The organism is Tumebacillus lacus, from assembly GCF_026410385.1.
GTDB lineage: Bacteria > Bacillota > Bacilli > Tumebacillales > Tumebacillaceae > Tumebacillus > Tumebacillus lacus.
The window spans coordinates 739,706-757,059 of sequence record NZ_JAPMLT010000001.1 but is presented as its reverse complement, the minus strand read 5'-3'; the positions used below and the strand labels follow the sequence as shown (position 1 = coordinate 757,059).

Below are 17,354 nucleotides of genomic sequence, written 5' to 3'. Positions count from 1 at the left end.
AACTGGCGGTTGCCCGACATGAACATTCTTGTTATAATGAGACATAAATTAAACCAGCAAACCCTGATTCGAACGCTTTAGGTCGGGAATGTGGCACTGTAGAAAATTTTACATCGAGATGATGCTGAGTCCTACGGTCGACGTTTTTCGCGTCGACCTTTTTCATATCGGGAGAGGAGACGACGGGTATGTATTTGCATGGCACGAGTCGAGTCAATGAGGCGGGACAACTGGTGATCGGCGGCACGGAAGCCGCTGAGTTGGCCAAGCGTTTTGGCACGCCGTTGTATGTGTATGATGAAGCGTTGATCCGTCAGACGATCCGCGCGTACAAGGCGGCTTTTGAAAAGAGCGGGCTGCGCTACGACATCGCGTATGCGTCAAAGGCGTTCTGCACCATGGCGATGTGCCGACTGGTCGCAGATGAAGGTCTGTCGATCGACGTCGTGTCCGGAGGCGAGATGTACACGGCGCTCAAGGCGAACTTCCCGCCGGAGCGGATTCACTTCCACGGCAACAACAAGACCCCGGATGAAATCGAACAAGCGCTGGAGGCGGGCATCGGCCTGTTTGTCGTCGATTCGTTCCACGAGCTGCAGCTGCTCGGTGCTCTGGCGACCGAAAAAGGGCTGGTGGCCGACATCGAGCTTCGCCTGTCGCCGGGTGTCGAGGTGCACACGCATGAGTACATCTCCACCGGTCAGGAAGACTCCAAGTTTGGTTTTTCGATTGCAAAAGGCACGGCTCGTCAGGCGGTCGAGCAGGCGCTTCAGACGAAAGGCGTCCGTCTGGTCGGCATTCACTGCCACATCGGCTCGCAGATCTTCGAGACGGAGGGCTTCAAGACGGCGGTGGCCCGCATGGCGGAGTTTTACGTGATGAGCCAGCGCGAACTGGGCGCTGCAGACCTGTCGATCTTGAACGTCGGCGGCGGGTTTGGCATCCGGTACACGGCGGAGGATGATCCGCTGGAGCCGGTGGCGTATATCGATGCGATCACGGAGGCGGTCAAGGCAGAGTTTACCCGCCTTGGCACAGAGTATCCGGAAGTGGCGATCGAACCGGGCCGCTCCATCGTCGGTCCGGCGGGCACGACGCTGTACACGATCGGCTCGACGAAAGACATCCCCGGTGTGCGCAAATACGTCTCCGTCGACGGCGGCATGGCCGACAACCCGCGTCCGGCTCTCTACCAAGCGGTCTATGAGGCGATGATCGCCAACCGTGCCGACGAGGAGCCGACCGAACTGGTCTCCATCGCAGGCAAGGCGTGCGAGTCGGGCGACATGCTGATCTGGGATGTCAAACTGCCGACGGTTCAGGCGGGGGACATCCTCGCGGTGTCCTGCACCGGCGCGTACAACTACTCGATGGCGAGCAACTACAACCGCATGGTGCGTCCGGCTGTCGTGTTTGTACAGGAGGGCGAGGCGGATGTTGTCGTCAAGCGCGAGACGAAGGACGATCTGATCAAAGGCGACGTGATCCCGGCCCGTTTTTTGGACGGGGTGTACAGCAAATAGGTCAGGTGCGGAAAGCAAGTCCCGATCCTTCCACATAGTCTGTTAGGAAGAGGAAGGGAGGGAGTTTGCCATGGCATCTCTGTTGCTGTTCCTGCCGAGACTGATTCAATTTTTCGGTGTGTTTCGGGGCGTCTTCGGGTTCTTCCAACCGATGTGGCCCTATATCTCGCAATTTTTCAACCGCCGCCCTGCGGTTGCCTGAACATGAACGGCCATAGAAAAGAGCACCTCACGCAACGGGCGAGGTGCTCTTTTCTATGGCTGTTTTATTTTTTCGGGTTGGGCTCGGCGACGGTCCAGCTCCCGGAGTAGGTGCGGGAGAGCACCTGCCCGGAGGCGGTGGCGAGCGGCCAACCGGTGACGTAGTTGTTCCACGCGACGCTGTCGACGACCGTGCCGGCGGTGTTTTTCAGTTGCAGTTGATCGCCGGTGTTGGTCAGGGTCAGCGAGAAGCCGCTGACATCGAGGCCAAATCCTTTATAGGTGGCAAATGCAGAGCTGTCTTTGCCGACCGTCAGGAAGGAGTGCGCCGGGATGACGGTGGCGGCCGGGACGGTGTAGGTGCCCGATTTGTTGGTCAATTTGTAGGAACTGACGTCGACGGAGACGTTGTTCGGGTTGTAGAGCTCGACGTATTCACGGGTGGCATCGTAGCCGCCGGTCGCGTACATGACCTCGGTGATGTGCACCGGAGCGGTGCCTTTAGGTTCGGCCGGGTTCCAGGTCTGGGTGCCCGCCGTCCAGTCGTACCAGAACAGCGTCTCGTAGTAGGCGGCAGACTCCGGGTTGTCGACGATGATCCCTGCTTCGCGGTTGTTTTCCGGCGAGTTTTCCGACCAGTTGATCGAGGAGACGAGCACTTTGCGGCCGTCGACGATCATGCCTTTGTTGTGAATCTTTTCAATGCCGACTTTTGCGGTGTCGACCAGTTTGGCCTGCATGTCGAGACCTTCGCGGGCGGCGGTGTCGTTGATGTACTGCACCGTGTACTGGTTGTCGCGCGGGTCGTTCGGGTCGAGGAAGGAGGAGTCGAGCAGGACGCGGACTTGGACGCCGCGACGGGCCGCTGCGATCACTTCTTCGAGATAGATGTCAGGCGTCGTCGCCGTGGTGCCGGTCGTCGTCGATCCCCAGAATTTGTGGATGTAGAGCTGTTCGACGAGCAGCGACGTTTGCGCCTGACGTGCGAGGCCGATGATGCCGTTTTGCTGCAGGAACGTGTTGTCTGGAGCAAAGATCGGCGTGACGGTGAACTCGCCGGTGATCGGCTTGGAGCGAGCCTGCAGCGAGTACGTGCCGGAGCCGACGGTGTTGTCCGGGGTAAATCCGGCGGTCGGAGCACCCCAGCGCGAGTCGGTCGCGGTGAAGGGGAAGGAGTCTTTGGCGAGCACGTTCCAGTCGCTGTTGAAGACGTCGGTGAAGCGCTGGGCGGTGGCGGCGTTGTTGACGATCATGCCCCAGCCGCGGTTGCCAAAGTTGTTGACCGACGGAACGCCGGTCGGCTTCCAGTTTTCCGACTGGACGAAGACGCTCTGACCGTCGATGATCGCGTATTTGGCGTGGTCGAAGCGGTAGCGTTTGTGGATGCCGTTCGCCGTGTCGCTGACGATGAAGCGGACTTGGCCGCCGCCGTTCACGATCTGCTGGGCAACGTATTTGCCTTGGTCGACGAGGCCGCCGACCGGCTGCCCTTCGAGGAAGAGGCGGACTTTGACGCCGCGTGCCAGCGCGTTTTTCATCGCGTCGAGGAGCGGCGTGGATTGGAACTCGTAGACGTTCAGGTCGATGCTGGTCTTGGCGCTGTTCAGCAGCGAGACGAGCGTGGCGAAGGAGTTGTCGGGCGACGAGTAGGGCTGGACGGTGCCGGCAAACGAGTAGCTCGGCGCGGTGAAGCGGGACTGGCCCGCTTGGTAAACGCGCAGGTGTTCCCAGTCTGCGGCCGCGTCGCTGTCGTCAAACTGCGCGGTCGATTCACGGCGTTCGCGGACGTAGATCGTGCCCTCGGAGACGGTCGGCACTGATGCGCCGCTCCAGCCTGCCGTCGCGGTGTTGCCGGTGCCGTAGACGAACGTGTCGACGTTGGCAGAGGCGTTGTTCAGAGTCACGGCACCGCCTGCGTTGGCAAACGTCGGTACGGAGCCGGTGACGGTCATCTGCGGAACGGATGGATCGGAGTCGGCGCCATATTCAAAATGGGCCGGGAAGAGCATTTCCGATTGGAACGAGGAGGCGTTTTTGGTGATGTACAGCGTTTGATGCGCCCCCAGCGTGGTGTTGGTCGGGAAGGTCAGTTTGTTCGAGCCGACAGCCAGGTTCCAGCCGGTCAGGGAGACGTTGTCCGCCGTCGGGTTGGTGACGGCGATGTACTCCTCCGGTTCGTAGGAGAGGTTGGTGTCTGCGTAGACTTCGGTCAAGATCGGGTGGTTGACCGCCGCGGCTGTGGCGGGGACAGCGGTCGTCGGCAGGAGACCTGCGAGCAGACCGGTCGCCAGCATGGCGCTGAGCAGCGGAATGGAAAACTTGGTGCGCATGGGACACCGTCCTTTCAGAGAATACGAATAAATTACGAATATTTCTGTGGACATTGTAATCGAATGTTCGGTCGATTAGCAATGATAGAAACTGGGAAACGCATTTCAATTTATTTTTGACTGTAAAGTCGAACGATAAACAAAAAACCCGCCGGTGAGGGCGGGTCAGTTGTAGCGGTTTTGGAACGGCGGCCGGCGGCGTGTGCGGCGCATGCGAAGCAGGAACCAGCCGATCAGCGCGATCAACGCGAGCGGGATCGCGAACAGCAGGTTGCTCGGGCCGGTCGTCGCGCTGAGCAGCGTGGCGGGCGGGAACACGTCGCGGGAGGCGTAAAGAGGAGCCTCGGCCACCGTCTGACCGTCGATCTTCCACACGGCGGTGCCGACCTTTGTGCCTTTGGCATAGGGGGCGGTCGGCGGGTGCAACTGAATCTCGCGTTCGACCTTGGCTCCGCTGTCCCTGCCTGTGGTCACGTAGACGTCCTGCTCGACCTTGGCATCGATTAAGGGGGCTTCAGCCGTTTCGGCAGCATACGTCTGCAGCGTGTCACCGGACCTTGCGACCCGCTCGGTGGTGAAGGAGTCAAATCCGTAGTCGAGTAGCTTGGTTGATTCCAGCCGCACCTGCATCCGGTTCTCGACGCCCATCAGCACGGCGACGATCTCCCGGTCGCCGCGTTTGGCGGAGACGCTGATCGTCTGCTGCGCTTGGTCGGTGAAGCCGGTCTTGAGCCCGGTCGCGCCTTCGTAGTTCCAGAGCATCGAGTTGAGGTTGACGAGCAGCGAATCCCAGACGAGACCGTCCCAAGGGAGTTCCTCGGTGGCGACGATCTTGCGGAAGGTGCCGTTTTTCATGGCGTAGGCGGAGAGCAAGGCCATGTCGCGCGGCGTGGTGTAGTGGTTGTCGTCGTGCAGGCCGCTCGGCGTGACGAAGTGGGTGTTTGTCATCCCGAGCTCCGCCGCTTTGTCGTTCATCATCCCAGCAAACGCTTCGACCGAGCCGCCGATGTGTTCGGCGACGGCGACGGCGGCGTCGTTGCCGGAGTTGAGCATCAGGCCGTAGAGGATCTTTTCCAGCGGCTGGACTTCGTCGTATTCCAGGTAAATGCGGTTGCCCTCTTGCTCGCGGGCGAGCTTGGAAGTATTGACCGGGGCGGTCAGGTCGCCCTTTTCCAAAGCGAGGATCGCGGTCATGATCTTGGTGATGCTGGCCGGGTAGAGCTTTTCATCCGGGTTTTGCCCGTATAGCACTTCGCCCGACTGCATGTCCAGCAGCACGGCTCCTTTCGCTTGCAAAGAGTCGAAGGGAGGGGCGGGGAAATTATTGTCATCGGCTGCTTGTGTTTGGGATAGACTAACGGTCAGACAGAGCGTCATGGCCAGCAGCCAAGACAGTGATTTATAGAAATAGTTGTTCATTGTCTTCACTCCGGACTTGTAGTGGTTCGTCGCTGTACGTACTTATTGTATATTCTAGTACAGCGGTTTTGATCCTGCAAAGTTAGTCATTTACCGAAAAGAGGGTTGCGGGGTGTCGCGGAACACGGTATATTCTTCCTTATTGCTTCGAAGTTGGGGGATGGGCTATGCAAACTTGGAAAATAGGGCGGTTTATGACGCCAGCGAGGATTTTGGTATTCGGCTTCGCACTCTTGATCTTTATCGGCGGCATTCTGCTGTCGCTCCCGATTGCATCGGAGAGCGGGGAAAAGTTGCCGTTTCTGGATGCTTTGTTTACTGCTACGTCCGCCGTTTGTGTGACCGGTCTCGTAGTCGTAGATACGGGTACGTATTTTTCAAAGTTTGGCGAGATCGTCATCATCTCCTTGATTCAGATCGGCGGTCTTGGGTTCATGACCGTGGCGACGTTTGTTACAATCTTTACAGGGAAAAAGATCGGACTGAAGGAACGGCTGTTGATTCAGCAGTCGCTCAACGTGACGTCTCTGGAAGGGCTGATTCGGCTCACTCGCAATGTGGTGTTGATCACGGTGGCGATTGAGTTGGTCTTTGCGGCGTTGCTGGCGATCCGATTTTCGTCGGAGATGCCGATGGGCCGCGCGATCTATTTTGGGATCTTTCATGCCATCTCAGCATTTTGCAACGCAGGGTTTGACCTGTTTGGCGATTTCAAAAGCGTGTCCGATTATGTGGGTGATCCCACGGTATTGGTGCCGCTCATGTGCTTGATCGTCATCGGCGGCCTCGGCTTTACGGTGCTCGTTGACATCGGCCGCAAGATCACGAAACGCGACCGCGTCTCGTTGCACACCAAACTCGTCATCATCGCGACGGTGGTGCTGCTCGTGGTCGGCACGCTCGTCTACTATGGCTTGGAGAGCGGCAATCAGCAGACGCTCGGCACGCTGTCCGAAGGGGACAAATGGCTCGGTTCGGCGTTTTCGTCGACGGTTGCCCGGACGGCAGGTTATGCGGCGATCAACTACGAAGCGGCGACAGACTCCAGCAAGCTCTGGACGGTCTTATTGATGTTCATCGGCGGCGGATCGGGCTCGACCGCAGGCGGGTTGAAAACGGTGACGGCGTTTGTGATCCTGCTGTACATCTGGACGGTGATCTCGAACAAGGAACAGACGGTCATCTTCAAACGCTCCATCGCGCCTCGCCTCATCTATAAGGCGTTGGTGATCGCCGTCATGTTTACGATGATCGTGGTGTTTGCGACGTTCATCCTGACGATCACGGAACAGAAACCGTTCCTTTCCCTGCTGTTTGAAGTCGTCTCGGCTGCGTCCACCACCGGTCTGTCGGCCAATTTGACTCCGACTCTGTCGCCGGTCGGCGAGTGTGTGATCCTCGCGATGATGTACATCGGGCGTCTCGGTCCGCTGACGATCGCATTGGCGCTCGCAGCCCGCTCGCAGGATAAAGGAAATGTGCGCTATCCGGACGGCAATCTGTACGTCGGTTGATCGTTTGGGGAGTTTGTACAAGTTTTCACTTTACAGAATGCGGCAAAAGAAACTATACTTACAGGAACAATGACATATCCTTCAGGGCAGGGTGAGGCGTTTTCGTTACTGGAAACGGCCAATTCCCGACCGGCGGTGATGAACTCTCTGTTCTGGAGAGGGCTAAGTCCGCGAGCCCCCTTTTGCAGGGAGCAGGAACCGGTGCGAATCCGGTACCGACGGTATAGTCCGGATGGTAGAAGGAACTCATACGTGCGGATAACGGGATTGTCCCTGTGCTTTGTTTGATTAAAGCGCATGGTCACATCCCCTTCATTTGTGTTATCCGCCAACATGATGCAGCAAACTCGCGCCCTGAAGTCAGTTTCTTGACTTCGGGCGTTTTTTGTTTGGTGCAGACAAACATCTGGGAGGTGGATTCGTTGAACGATCAACACTACATGCAGTTGGCACTGAACCTGGCTGCGATGGCCAAAGGAAGAACCAACCCGAATCCCCTGGTAGGTGCTGTCATTGTCAAAGACGGCCGGATCATCGGACAAGGCGCGCATCTGAAAGCGGGCGAACCGCACGCGGAAGTCCACGCGTTTCGGATGGCGGGCGACGCGGCGGAGGGTTCGACGCTCTACGTGACGCTGGAGCCTTGCTCCCATCACGGACGGACGCCGCCGTGTGCGGAGCTCGTCGTGCGCTCGAAGGTGAAGCGCGTGGTGGTGGCGATGCAAGATCCCAACCCGCTGGTGGCCGGCCGCGGGATCAATCTCTTACAACAAGCAGGCATCGAGGTCGTCGTCGGGGTGCTGGAACAGGAAGCGCTTCGACTGAACGAACGATTTATAAAGAATATCGTGAAACAGCGTCCGTTTGTTGTGGTCAAGACGGCGATGACGCTCGACGGCAAGATCGCCGCGCACACCGGCGACTCGCGCTGGATCACAGGCGAGGCGGCCAGAGCGAGTGTTCATCGGCTGCGCGACGAGGTGGACGGCATTTTGGTCGGCATCGGCACGGTGCTGGCCGACGACCCGGAACTGACCACGCGGCTGCCGGAGGGCGGCGGGCGAAATCCGATCCGCGTCGTGCTCGACCGACGCCTGCGCATCGAGGAGACGGCGAAGGTGCTCGACACGAGCGTCGCACCGACGTGGATCGTGATCGGTGAAGAAGCGGACCCGGCCAAGGCGGCCCGGTTGCAAGAGCGGGGCGTGGAACTGATCCGCGTGCCGGAGCGCGACGGCCGGCTCGATCTGGAAGCGACGCTCGACGCATTGTACCCCAAAGGGATCACCCATCTGCTCGTCGAGGGCGGGGCACAGGTCAACGGCGCGTTTCTCACGGAGGGGCTGATCGATCAGGTCGTGTCGTACATCGCGCCCAAGCTGATCGGAGGTCTGTCCGCCCCGACACCGTACGGCGGGGACGGGTTTGCCAAAATGGCCGAGGCGGTGACGCTGACCGATCTGCGAGTGGAGACGGTCGGCGAGGATCTGTGCGTGATCGGCTATCCGGCGCGGCTGAAGGAGGACTAGAAACCGAATGTTTACCGGATTGGTGGAAGAGGTCGGGACGGTCAAAGAGATCCGTCCGGCCGGCAACGCGATTCATTTGACGATAGGCTCGTCCACCGTGTTGGAAGGTGTGGCGCTCGGCGACAGCATCGCCTGCAACGGCATCTGCCTGACGGTGACGCATTTCAATGCCCACTCGTTCACCGTCGACGCGGTGCCGGAGACGATGCGCAAAACGACGCTCCATGAGCTGAAAGCGGGCGCACCGATCAACCTCGAACGGGCGATGGCGATGGGGCAGCGCTTTGGCGGTCATATCGTATCGGGGCACGTCGACGGCGTCGGCCGCATCGTCTCCATCGGTGAAGAGGACATCGCCAAGGTGGTGCGGATCGCAGCTCCCCCGGAGGTGCTGCGCTATGTGGTGGAAAAAGGCTCGATCACGATCGACGGCGTGTCGCTGACGGTGATGGACGTGGACAGCGATTCGTTTCGGGTGACGGTGATCCCGCACACGTGGCAGATCACGGTGCTTCGTCACCGTCGCGTCGGCTCGCAGGTCAATTTGGAATGCGACATCATCGGCAAATATGTCGAAAAGCTGCTCGGTCCTTATCTGCCGGGTCAGACGAGAGGAAAAAGCTCCGTGAGTCTGGACTTTTTGCGCCAAAACGGATTTGCATAAGGGGATCATTTACGAGAGGGGATCGACCGGATGTTTCATACGGTGGAAGCAGCGATAGAAGACCTGAAGCAGGGAAAGGTGATCATCGTCTGTGACGATGAAGACCGCGAGAACGAGGGCGACTTTATCTCCCTCGCCGACAAGACGACCGCGCAGACGATCAACTTTATGATCACGCACGGGCGCGGCCTCGTCTGCGTGCCGATCACGGAGCAGCGGGCGGCAGAGCTCCAACTCGCCCCGATGGTGACGCACAATACGGACCAGCACGGCACGGCGTTCACCGTGTCGGTCGATGCGCTGGAAGGCACGACGACCGGCATCTCCGCTCATGAGCGGGCGGTGACGGTACAGGCGCTGATCAGCGACGCGACGCCGGTGGACGGGTTTCGCAAGCCGGGGCACATCTTCCCGCTGATCGCCCGCGACGGCGGCGTGCTGCGCCGCGCCGGGCACACGGAAGCGGCTGTCGATCTGGCCCGCCTTGCCGGTTCCTATCCGGCGGGCGTGATCTGCGAAGTGCTCAAGCCGGACGGCACGATGGCCCGCGTCCCGGACCTCGTGGAGATCGCCCGCGAGCATGATTTGAAAATGATCACCATCGAAGCGTTGATCGAGTACCGCAAAGACCGCGAAAAGCTGGTCGAGCGGGCGGCGTCGGCCGAACTGCCGACCGACTTTGGCACGTTCGACGTGCACGTGTACACCAACTCGCTCGATGACAGCGAGCATGTCGCGTTTGTCAAAGGCGAGATCGACCCGGAGTCGCCGGTGTTGGTGCGCGTGCGCAACGAATGTGTGCTCGGCGATATCTTCGGCTCGAAAAAATGCAACTGCGGCGCGCAACTGCATGCCGCGATGCGCGAGATCGAAGAAAACGGAAGCGGCGTGCTGCTGCACATCCGCAACTCCGCCTCGGGAAAGGCGCGAGGCGGCCTGATCGACAAGCTGAAGATGTACAAGGAAAAAGAGTGCGCAAACGAGGCCGCGCCGGACAAGCCGCAAGCGTCGGCCGACTACGGCCTTGGCGCGCAGATCTTACGCGACCTCGGCGTTCGCAAGATGCGCCTGCTCAGCAACAACCCGCGCAAATTCCGCGGCTTGGAAGGGTATGGCCTTGAGATCGTCGAGACTGTGCCGCTGACTGTAAAAGATACGGATCGCCACGTCGCGATTTCGATTTAATTGGAGGGGTTCTGACAATGGCTAAATTTATCGAAGGCAATCTGATTGGCACCGGGTTAAAGATCGGCGTGGTCGTCGGCCGTTTTAACGATTTCATCGGCGGCCGTCTGCTCGACGGCGCGCTGGACTCGTTTAAGCGTCACGGCGTGGAGGAAGACGATGTGGACGTGGCGTGGGTGCCGGGCGCGTTTGAGATCCCGTTGATCGCGAAAAAGATGGCGGCATCTGGCAAATACGACGCGGTCGTCACGCTCGGCGCGGTCATTCGCGGGTCGACCCCGCACTTTGACTACGTTTGCTCCGAAGTGGCAAAAGGCGTCTCCCGCATCAACCTCGACACCGGCGTGCCGACTGTGTTCGGCGTCCTGACGGTCGACACCATCGAGCAAGCGATCGAACGCGCAGGCACCAAAGCGGGCAACAAAGGCTGGGAAGCGGCCGTCACGGCGATTGAGATGGGCAACCTCGGCAAGCAGTTCTCCTGATCAGGAGTAAAGGAACAGAAAACCCGGTCCTTCCCAAGAAGGAACCGGGTTTTCTTTTGGCAAGGCCCGGTTTCCAATAAAGGAACCGGATTTTCCCTATAGCAAGGTTTGATATCTATATGCAAATGCGGATATCGGGTCGATTGCTTGTTTACAGGTGCACGGCCTCATAACGCGGGCTGTTCAGCACTTCCAGCATCAGGTCGAAGGCGGAGACATGCTCGCCTTTCATCAGATGGGTGAACAGCGTCGGGGAACAGCCGCTGACCAGTTGCACGCCTGCGTCGTTTTTCGTCATCGGAAACTGGGTGTTGCGGGCGTCGACGTTCCAGAAGACGAGGTGCGGCAGGTCGTAGCCGTGCTGGCGATAGAGCTCGCGGATCTGGTTGAACAGGGCGGTATCGGCCGATGCGTCCGCTTGATCAAACTCCATGTCGGAGATGATGAACAGCTTTTTGATCATCTGCTCCTGCGGGAGTTGGTTGTCGATGGCGGTCTGCAACACCAGTTGGAACACTTTGAAGATGTCGGTGTTGTAGCCCCACTCGGCCGTTTGGATGTTGCGCACCCGCTCGCAGAACGTCGAGCCAGTGATCTCGACCAGTTGCGGTTCCATCGAGAAAGTCAGGAAATGGTTGTGATATAAGCCTTTGTTGCGCTCGGCCAAGTACAGACCGACGGAGACGGCGACATCCATCGGCAGGCCGGTCATGCTCCCGGATACGTCGACGACCGCCAGCGCATCGTCCGCTGTGTCCCCGATGTAGTCGGGGAGGTTTTCCCACAGCGCATTGAGCGGTGCGTCTTGCTCAGGCAGACCTACGACGGCACTTGACGGACGATCTCGTAGGGGAAGAGAGCGCCGGTGTTGATCTTGCTCTCACCGTTCGCGACCGCCGCGAGGAAGGCCATGTAGCGCTCGTTGTCTTGACGCAGAAACGCCTGCCTGTATTTCAAGCCCGCCTGCGACGGCAGGGATTTGTATTCGATGTCCGACCAGCGCCTTTCGCTCATCGTCGTCTCGACGATGCCGATGCGGGCGCGCAGGCGGCTCAGGCTCTGGCGGTACTCCTTGGCGGAGAGGCCGAGGATCTGGCGCGTCCGGCGGGCAAGGGCACGGCTTTCCTTCGAGGAGGTGTTTTCCGATTTGAGCCATTTGCCGAGCAGGGACGGAGCGTCGGAGGCGAGGTCTTGGGTGAACTGCGCGGTGATCAATCGACCGGCCGCTCCCTCCGCCGGAGTGCCGAACAGGATATAGAGATCATCCCATCTGCCGTACACCGGGATCAGATGGATGTTTTGTTCAAGAGCATGCAGGTGATACAACGCCAGGTAGCGCAGGACGGTGCGAAACGTCTGCCGCTCACCCTGACCGCCGCGCACGTCGCGGAAATAAAACAGCGACTTGAGCGCGAGCAACGGGTCATCGGCCCATGCTTGCGAGAACAAGCGGATGATGTCCTGTTCATCACGTGTGCGCAGCGCGCCCGCTTGGGCGAACCAATCCAGCAGCGAACTGTGCGTGGTACGGGAGGCGATGGCACCGTTTTCTGTGACGGTCTGAGAGGTCGCATGTTTCAGGAAGTTCAACATAGACAACAGCTCCTGGCGTTTTATTTAGAAGAGAAAAAGAAAGAGAGATCGGAGGACTAGACACCTTCTCAGTTTAGAGGGAGAAATGGCTGTACGTGTCTATGGTCAAGACGCTGTTTTTACATCAGGCCGGAAACCCGGCTTGATCTCAGAGGTTGGTTGCTGGCAGCGTCTTTGGTTTCGATCTCTCGTTGTGTGTGAAATGTATCTTAAACGAATTTTTCAGAGTGTGCAACCACTTTTTTTCCATCGGTGATCAATCGCTGAATGCCGAGGATTGACAACGCCGCCACCGCTGCGCTCACCCACCAGAGCAGAGAGGGCATGCCGATCTCGGTGCCGTACTGGAGCAGATAACCGCCGGAGCCTTGCGCGACCGCGCCGCCGATCGCCATGGAAAATGCGGAGAAGCCAAAATAGGATGCGGCGAGCTCCGGCCGGGCTGCGCCTGCGATCACGTCGAAGGAGGCGGGCTCGACGATCATCATGCCGACGGCAAAGACGGCGACGCTGGCGACAAACAGGGCCCAGCCGTGTGCTGACCCGAGCAGGAGCAAGCCCGCCGCCATCAGGAGCAGCCCGCCTTGGATGCCGCGCAGGGCGGACCAGCGACTCATGAAGCGGGTGATCGGGTATTGGCAAAAGATGATGATGCCAGCCAACGTCAGGTTGATCGACGAGACGGCATGCACGCTGCCGGTGATCGAGACCGCTTGGATCGGGATCGTAAAGTACATTTGCAGGTAGAGGAAATAATAGCCGATGTTGCACACGATAAATTTCAGGAAAAAGCGGTCGGCCAGCACGGTGTTCCACATCCGTTTGAACGGCAAGCGCTCGACCTGTACTTTGATCGCAGGCAGGGTGTACATCGTGATGACGGCGGCGAGGAAGTAGGAGCCGCCGCAGACGAGGGACAGCCATTTGAAATCAAAGGCGATCAGAGCGCCGCCGAGGAGGGCGGAAAGGGCGATGCCGACGTTGCCGAGCACTTTTTTGATCGCAAAGACGCGAGTGCGGTCCTCCGCCGGGGTGAGGGCGGAGACGGACGCGTCGCGGGTCGGCTCGAACAGCGCGCCGCCAAGACCGGCGAGGATCGCCGACAGGAACAAAAGCGACGGCGTGGTGACGAGGCCAAACAGGGAAAATCCGACGCCGCGGATGATCATGCCGATGCCCATCATCGGTTTGTAGCCGACGCGGTCGGCGAGTATGCCGGTCAGAAAGGTGATCCCTTGCTGGCTCAACTGTCGTACGCTGAGAATCAGACCGACCAGCGCGGGCGTCATCAGCAGGGAGTGGGTCAGGTGGTAGGACAGGTAGGGGATCAGCGCATAAAAGCCCAGGTACATCAGCATGGATGTCAGCATCAGCATGGGCACCCCTTTGGGCAGGGGGCGTCTGCGTGCGTTGTGTGCGGTTGCGTTCGTTGTCATCGTTTCGTTTCACCTCTCTCTGTATTCTAAAAAAAGGAATCTCACAAGGGAAACGAAACTATTTTATCGAATCAATCAATAAAATTGATCAAAGCGGGGTGAGGAGTCTGGAACGGGAGCAGATGGAAGCGTTTCTCGCCGTCGCGGAAACGAAGCATTTTACCCGTGCGGCCGAGATGTTGCGCGTGGCGCAGACGACAGTGACTGCGCGGATCAAAGGACTGGAGGAGCGGGTCGGCAAGCCGCTGTTCGAGCGCAACTCCCGCCACGTCGACTTGTCGCCTGCAGGCCGGCTCTTGCTGCCGTACGTACAGCGGGTGATGGAGTTGATCCGCGAAGGGGAGTCGGTGACGAGGGCGTACGGCCGCTTTGAGGATCGGCTGGTGGTCGGGAGCGTGTATTCACTGTGGGATCATGTGCTGTTTCCGGTGGTGGAGGTGTTTCGCAAGGAGCATCCGCAGACGGCGTTGCGGCTGATCACCGGGCACTCGGACGAGGTGGTCAAAAAGATGATGGACGGCCTCGTCGATGTGGCGGTGCTGTTCGTGCCGCCGCAGCATACGGAGTTTGAGGTGGTGCCGCTGTTTTCGTCGACGATGCACCTGGTCGCGCATCGCGATCTCGGGCTGCGGGAGCGGGTGGTGACGGCGGAGGATCTCTCCGACCTGCCGTTCATCCATCTGAACTGGGGACCGCCGTTTGACGAGTGGTTTGCTGCCAAAGTCGGCAAACTGTGGTTGGCGGCGGTGCAAGTCGATCACGCGTCGTTGTTTTTGAATATGCTGCTCGCGGGGACGGGCATCGGTTTTTTGCTCGACTCGATGGCGGCGGAGCATCTGCAGAGCGGCGTGCTGGAGCGCGTGCCGTTTGACGGCGAGACACCGCTGCCGGAGCGGACGGTGTATCTCGTCTATCCCAAGCGCAAAGCGAACGCCAAAGGCGTGCAGGCGTGGATCGCGGCGATGCGCGACTTTCAGGTATAATAAGGGACAGTACATAGGGTTACAAAAGCAGCGGCTTTGAAAAAGGAGGGGCTTTCCATGCCCAAAACGACAAATCGTACCGCCGTGGTGGTCGCGGTGATGCTGGCGAATTTTCTGTCGGCCATCGATTTGACCATCGTCGGGACGGCGATGCCGACGATCATCGGCTCGCTGGGCGGTCTGCCTCTGATGTCGTGGGTGTTTTCGGGCTTTCTGCTCGCCTCCACGGTCACCGTGCCGATCTACGGCAAGCTGTCCGATCTGTACGGACGCAAATCGATCTTTATCATCTCTTGTCTGATCGTGGTCATCGGCTCGATCCTCTGCGCTCTGTCGACGACGATGGTGCAACTGATTTTGTTCCGCGTCGTGCAGGGTCTTGGTGCGGGCGGGATCATGGCGGTGGCGACGACGATTGTCGGCGATATATTCTCCGTCGAAGAGCGGGGCAAGATGCAAGGCTTGTTCTCGACCGTCTGGGGCGTCTCGGCCATCGTCGGACCGGTGCTCGGCGGTGTGATCATTCAGTTGCTGTCCTGGCACTGGGTTTTTTACATCAACGTGCCGATTGCGCTGATCGCCGTGCTGGTGCTGATCTATTCCCTGCATGAGGACATTGAAAAGAAAAAGCATCAGATCGACTATCTCGGGGCGATCACGCTGTCCGGGTCGATGACGGCGCTTTTGTTTGCGTTGCTCAGCGGCGGGACGGAGTTTGCTTGGCTGTCGACGCCGATCTTTGCGCTGTTTGGCCTGTTCTTGGTGTTGTTGATCTGGTTTGTGCTGCATGAGCGCAAGGCACAGGAGCCCTTGGTGCCGCTCGATCTGTTTGCGGTGCCGGTGATCCTCGTCTCGGTGCTGGCCGGATTTTTGACGCAGGCGGTGCTGATGGGCGTGTCGTCCTACATCCCGTCCTATGTGCAGGGCGTGTGGGGCGGCACGGCAACGCAGGCGGGTCTTGCCTTGATGCCGCTCTCCATCGGCTGGCCGCTCGCCGCTTTCTTTGGCGGACGCAAGATGATCGAGTGGGGCTTCCGGCGCACGGCGTTGATCGGCGTGGTGCTGATCGCCGTCACGTCGGTGCTGTTGAACTTTGTCACGCCAAAGCTTGGCTATCCGTACGCGATGGCGGTGCTGTTTGTGATGGGGATGGGCATGGGCTTGTCCTCGCTGGCGTTTCTCGTCGCCGTGCAGTCGGCGGTGCCGTGGAACCGTCGCGGTGTCGCCACCGCCTCCCTGCAATTTATCCGCTCGCTTGGGGCGGCCATCGGCGTGGCGGTGATGGGGGCGGTGATGAACGCCCGCATCCAGCAGGCGCTCGCCGATGAGCCGAGCATCGTCGATCCGCTGTCGGCAACCAACGACCTGCTCGATGAAGAGAAGAGAGCAGAGCTCACTCCCGACCTCGTCGCTCTGCTGTCCGGCGCGTTCGATACGGGGCTGCACGCGGCGTTCGTGTTGCTGGCGGTGTTTGGCATCGGCGGGCTGCTGCTCACCCTGTTCTTCCCGCGTGAACGGGCGGACGGGGAGGCGGCGGCCGCCGATCCCCGGCCATGAACGGCTTCGTCCTGCTATCCGCCCTCTGCGGCGGCATCGGCACCTATTGGATCTTGCGGGGGCGCACGATACGCGAGCATGAAACGGAGTCGCTGCATCAGACGGTGCATGTCGAGCGGCGGGGGCAGGTGCGCTATCTGCGCTTTGATTCCCGCGGCTGGCAAGGCGCGATGCATCTGCGGGAGCCGGAGCGGCTGCTGTTCGCCTATCAGCAAGCGTTTTTGCTCGCGGTCTGTGTCGTGCCGAACCTGCGAACGTTTCTCGCCATCGGCGTCGGGACGGGCACGGCGCTCGGCACGATGCGGCGGCTGTTTCCAACGGCGCAGTTGCACGGCGTGGACATCGACGGCGAAGTGATCCGGGTGGCGCGGGAGTATTTTCACGCGCCGGACGACGAGCGGATCGAGTATCTGGCCGCCGACGGCAGGCGGTATCTGGAGGACGCGACGGCAGAGTTTGACCTCGTGTTTCTCGACGCCTATGCGGACGACCGCATCCCGCCGCGTTTGGAGACGATCGAGTTTGTCCGCCTGCTGCGCTCGCGACTGGCCGAGGGCGGTGCTGTGGCGGTCAACGTGATCGGCGCGGTGCGCGGGCGGGAGAGCCTCTATCTGCGCCGGGTGTGGCGGACGTACCGGGATGTGTTTGCCCATGTCGTGATCATCCCGACGACGCCGTTTCCCGGCGAGCCGCAAAATATGCTGTTGATCGCCGCCGACGCGCCGCTGCCAGACCGGCAAGCGCTCTGGCAGCGGGTGTCCGGGTCGACGCACTTTAACCGGCACAAACGGCGGTTGAACCGATTGGCAGGGCGGATGCTGCATGATCCGCCGTGGGATTTGGCGGAGGTCAAACCGCTGACCGACGAAGACATGTTGCTGTTTCGCCTGCGTGATTGAAGCATCCGCATTTCTTCGGCGGATGCTTTTTCACTT

Annotated in this window: 15 protein-coding genes and 1 riboswitch; of the genes, 10 read left to right on the top strand and 5 right to left on the bottom strand. The window is 59.8% G+C overall.

The window, feature by feature from the left end; translation table 11 throughout:
• Positions 1 to 188 precede the first annotated feature (188 nt).
• Complete coding sequence (lysA, locus tag OS242_RS03820) at positions 189 to 1,523, top strand: diaminopimelate decarboxylase (protein ID WP_267150316.1); 1,335 nt, start codon at positions 189 to 191, stop codon at positions 1,521 to 1,523.
• A 70-nt stretch (positions 1,524 to 1,593) separates the two neighbouring features.
• On the top strand, positions 1,594 to 1,725 hold the full coding sequence (locus OS242_RS03815) for a hypothetical protein (RefSeq protein ID WP_267150315.1): 132 nt from the start codon (positions 1,594 to 1,596) through the stop codon (positions 1,723 to 1,725).
• A 64-nt stretch (positions 1,726 to 1,789) separates the two neighbouring features.
• Here the strand turns inward: OS242_RS03815 and OS242_RS03810 are convergent, their stop codons facing one another.
• A complete protein-coding gene (locus OS242_RS03810; RefSeq protein ID WP_267150314.1) occupies positions 1,790 to 4,054 on the bottom strand; it encodes a phospholipase D-like domain-containing protein in 2,265 nt (754 codons plus the stop codon).
• A 165-nt stretch (positions 4,055 to 4,219) separates the two neighbouring features.
• On the bottom strand, positions 4,220 to 5,473 hold the full coding sequence (locus OS242_RS03805; protein ID WP_267150313.1) for a D-alanyl-D-alanine carboxypeptidase family protein: 1,254 nt from the start codon (positions 5,471 to 5,473) through the stop codon (positions 4,220 to 4,222).
• Positions 5,474 to 5,640: 167 nt separating this feature from the next.
• On the opposite strand from OS242_RS03805, the gene OS242_RS03800 reads away from it, so the two are divergent.
• The 5 genes from OS242_RS03800 (at position 5,641) to ribH (ending at position 10,850) form a co-directional block, all read left to right on the top strand.
• Positions 5,641 to 6,987, top strand: coding sequence for a TrkH family potassium uptake protein (locus tag OS242_RS03800; protein WP_267150312.1), 1,347 nt, complete (start codon positions 5,641 to 5,643; stop codon positions 6,985 to 6,987).
• A 73-nt stretch (positions 6,988 to 7,060) separates the two neighbouring features.
• Positions 7,061 to 7,235, top strand: a riboswitch (FMN riboswitch).
• A gap of 174 nt (positions 7,236 to 7,409) precedes the next feature.
• Positions 7,410 to 8,516 carry a bifunctional diaminohydroxyphosphoribosylaminopyrimidine deaminase/5-amino-6-(5-phosphoribosylamino)uracil reductase RibD gene (gene ribD, locus OS242_RS03795; protein ID WP_267150311.1) on the top strand — a complete coding sequence of 369 codons (1,107 nt, stop codon included), beginning with the start codon at positions 7,410 to 7,412 and terminating at the stop codon, positions 8,514 to 8,516.
• 7 nt (positions 8,517 to 8,523) lie between these two features.
• Positions 8,524 to 9,180: a riboflavin synthase gene (locus OS242_RS03790; protein WP_267150310.1), complete on the top strand. Its 657-nt coding sequence runs from the start codon at positions 8,524 to 8,526 to the stop codon at positions 9,178 to 9,180.
• A gap of 30 nt (positions 9,181 to 9,210) precedes the next feature.
• The gene (ribB, locus tag OS242_RS03785; protein WP_267150309.1) at positions 9,211 to 10,365 is read left to right on the top strand and encodes a 3,4-dihydroxy-2-butanone-4-phosphate synthase; all 1,155 of its coding nucleotides are present in this window, start codon (positions 9,211 to 9,213) and stop codon (positions 10,363 to 10,365) included.
• A gap of 17 nt (positions 10,366 to 10,382) precedes the next feature.
• Positions 10,383 to 10,850, top strand: coding sequence for a 6,7-dimethyl-8-ribityllumazine synthase (gene ribH, locus OS242_RS03780; RefSeq protein ID WP_267150308.1), 468 nt, complete (start codon positions 10,383 to 10,385; stop codon positions 10,848 to 10,850).
• Between the two features lie 151 nt (positions 10,851 to 11,001).
• Here the strand turns inward: ribH and OS242_RS03775 are convergent, their stop codons facing one another.
• From OS242_RS03775 to OS242_RS03765, 3 genes are all read right to left on the bottom strand, one after another.
• Positions 11,002 to 11,589 carry a DUF7788 domain-containing protein gene (locus tag OS242_RS03775; RefSeq protein WP_456128041.1) on the bottom strand — a complete coding sequence of 196 codons (588 nt, stop codon included), beginning with the start codon at positions 11,587 to 11,589 and terminating at the stop codon, positions 11,002 to 11,004.
• An 80-nt stretch (positions 11,590 to 11,669) separates the two neighbouring features.
• Positions 11,670 to 12,443 (bottom strand): DUF2828 family protein, encoded by a 774-nt coding sequence (locus OS242_RS03770; RefSeq protein ID WP_267150307.1) that lies wholly within the window; start codon positions 12,441 to 12,443, stop codon positions 11,670 to 11,672.
• Positions 12,444 to 12,652: 209 nt separating this feature from the next.
• Positions 12,653 to 13,879, bottom strand: coding sequence for an MFS transporter (locus tag OS242_RS03765; RefSeq protein ID WP_267150306.1), 1,227 nt, complete (start codon positions 13,877 to 13,879; stop codon positions 12,653 to 12,655).
• A gap of 98 nt (positions 13,880 to 13,977) precedes the next feature.
• Between OS242_RS03765 and OS242_RS03760 the strand changes: the two genes are divergently transcribed.
• From OS242_RS03760 to OS242_RS03750, 3 genes are read left to right on the top strand one after another with little or no spacing between them, the layout of a single operon-like run.
• Positions 13,978 to 14,862 carry a LysR family transcriptional regulator gene (locus OS242_RS03760; RefSeq protein WP_267150305.1) on the top strand — a complete coding sequence of 295 codons (885 nt, stop codon included), beginning with the start codon at positions 13,978 to 13,980 and terminating at the stop codon, positions 14,860 to 14,862.
• A gap of 57 nt (positions 14,863 to 14,919) precedes the next feature.
• Positions 14,920 to 16,419: an MDR family MFS transporter gene (locus tag OS242_RS03755; protein WP_267150304.1), complete on the top strand. Its 1,500-nt coding sequence runs from the start codon at positions 14,920 to 14,922 to the stop codon at positions 16,417 to 16,419.
• Positions 16,416 to 17,318, top strand: coding sequence for a spermidine synthase (locus OS242_RS03750; RefSeq protein WP_267150303.1), 903 nt, complete (start codon positions 16,416 to 16,418; stop codon positions 17,316 to 17,318). Before OS242_RS03755 ends, OS242_RS03750 begins: the two co-directional genes overlap by 4 nt.
• Positions 17,319 to 17,354 lie beyond the last annotated feature (36 nt).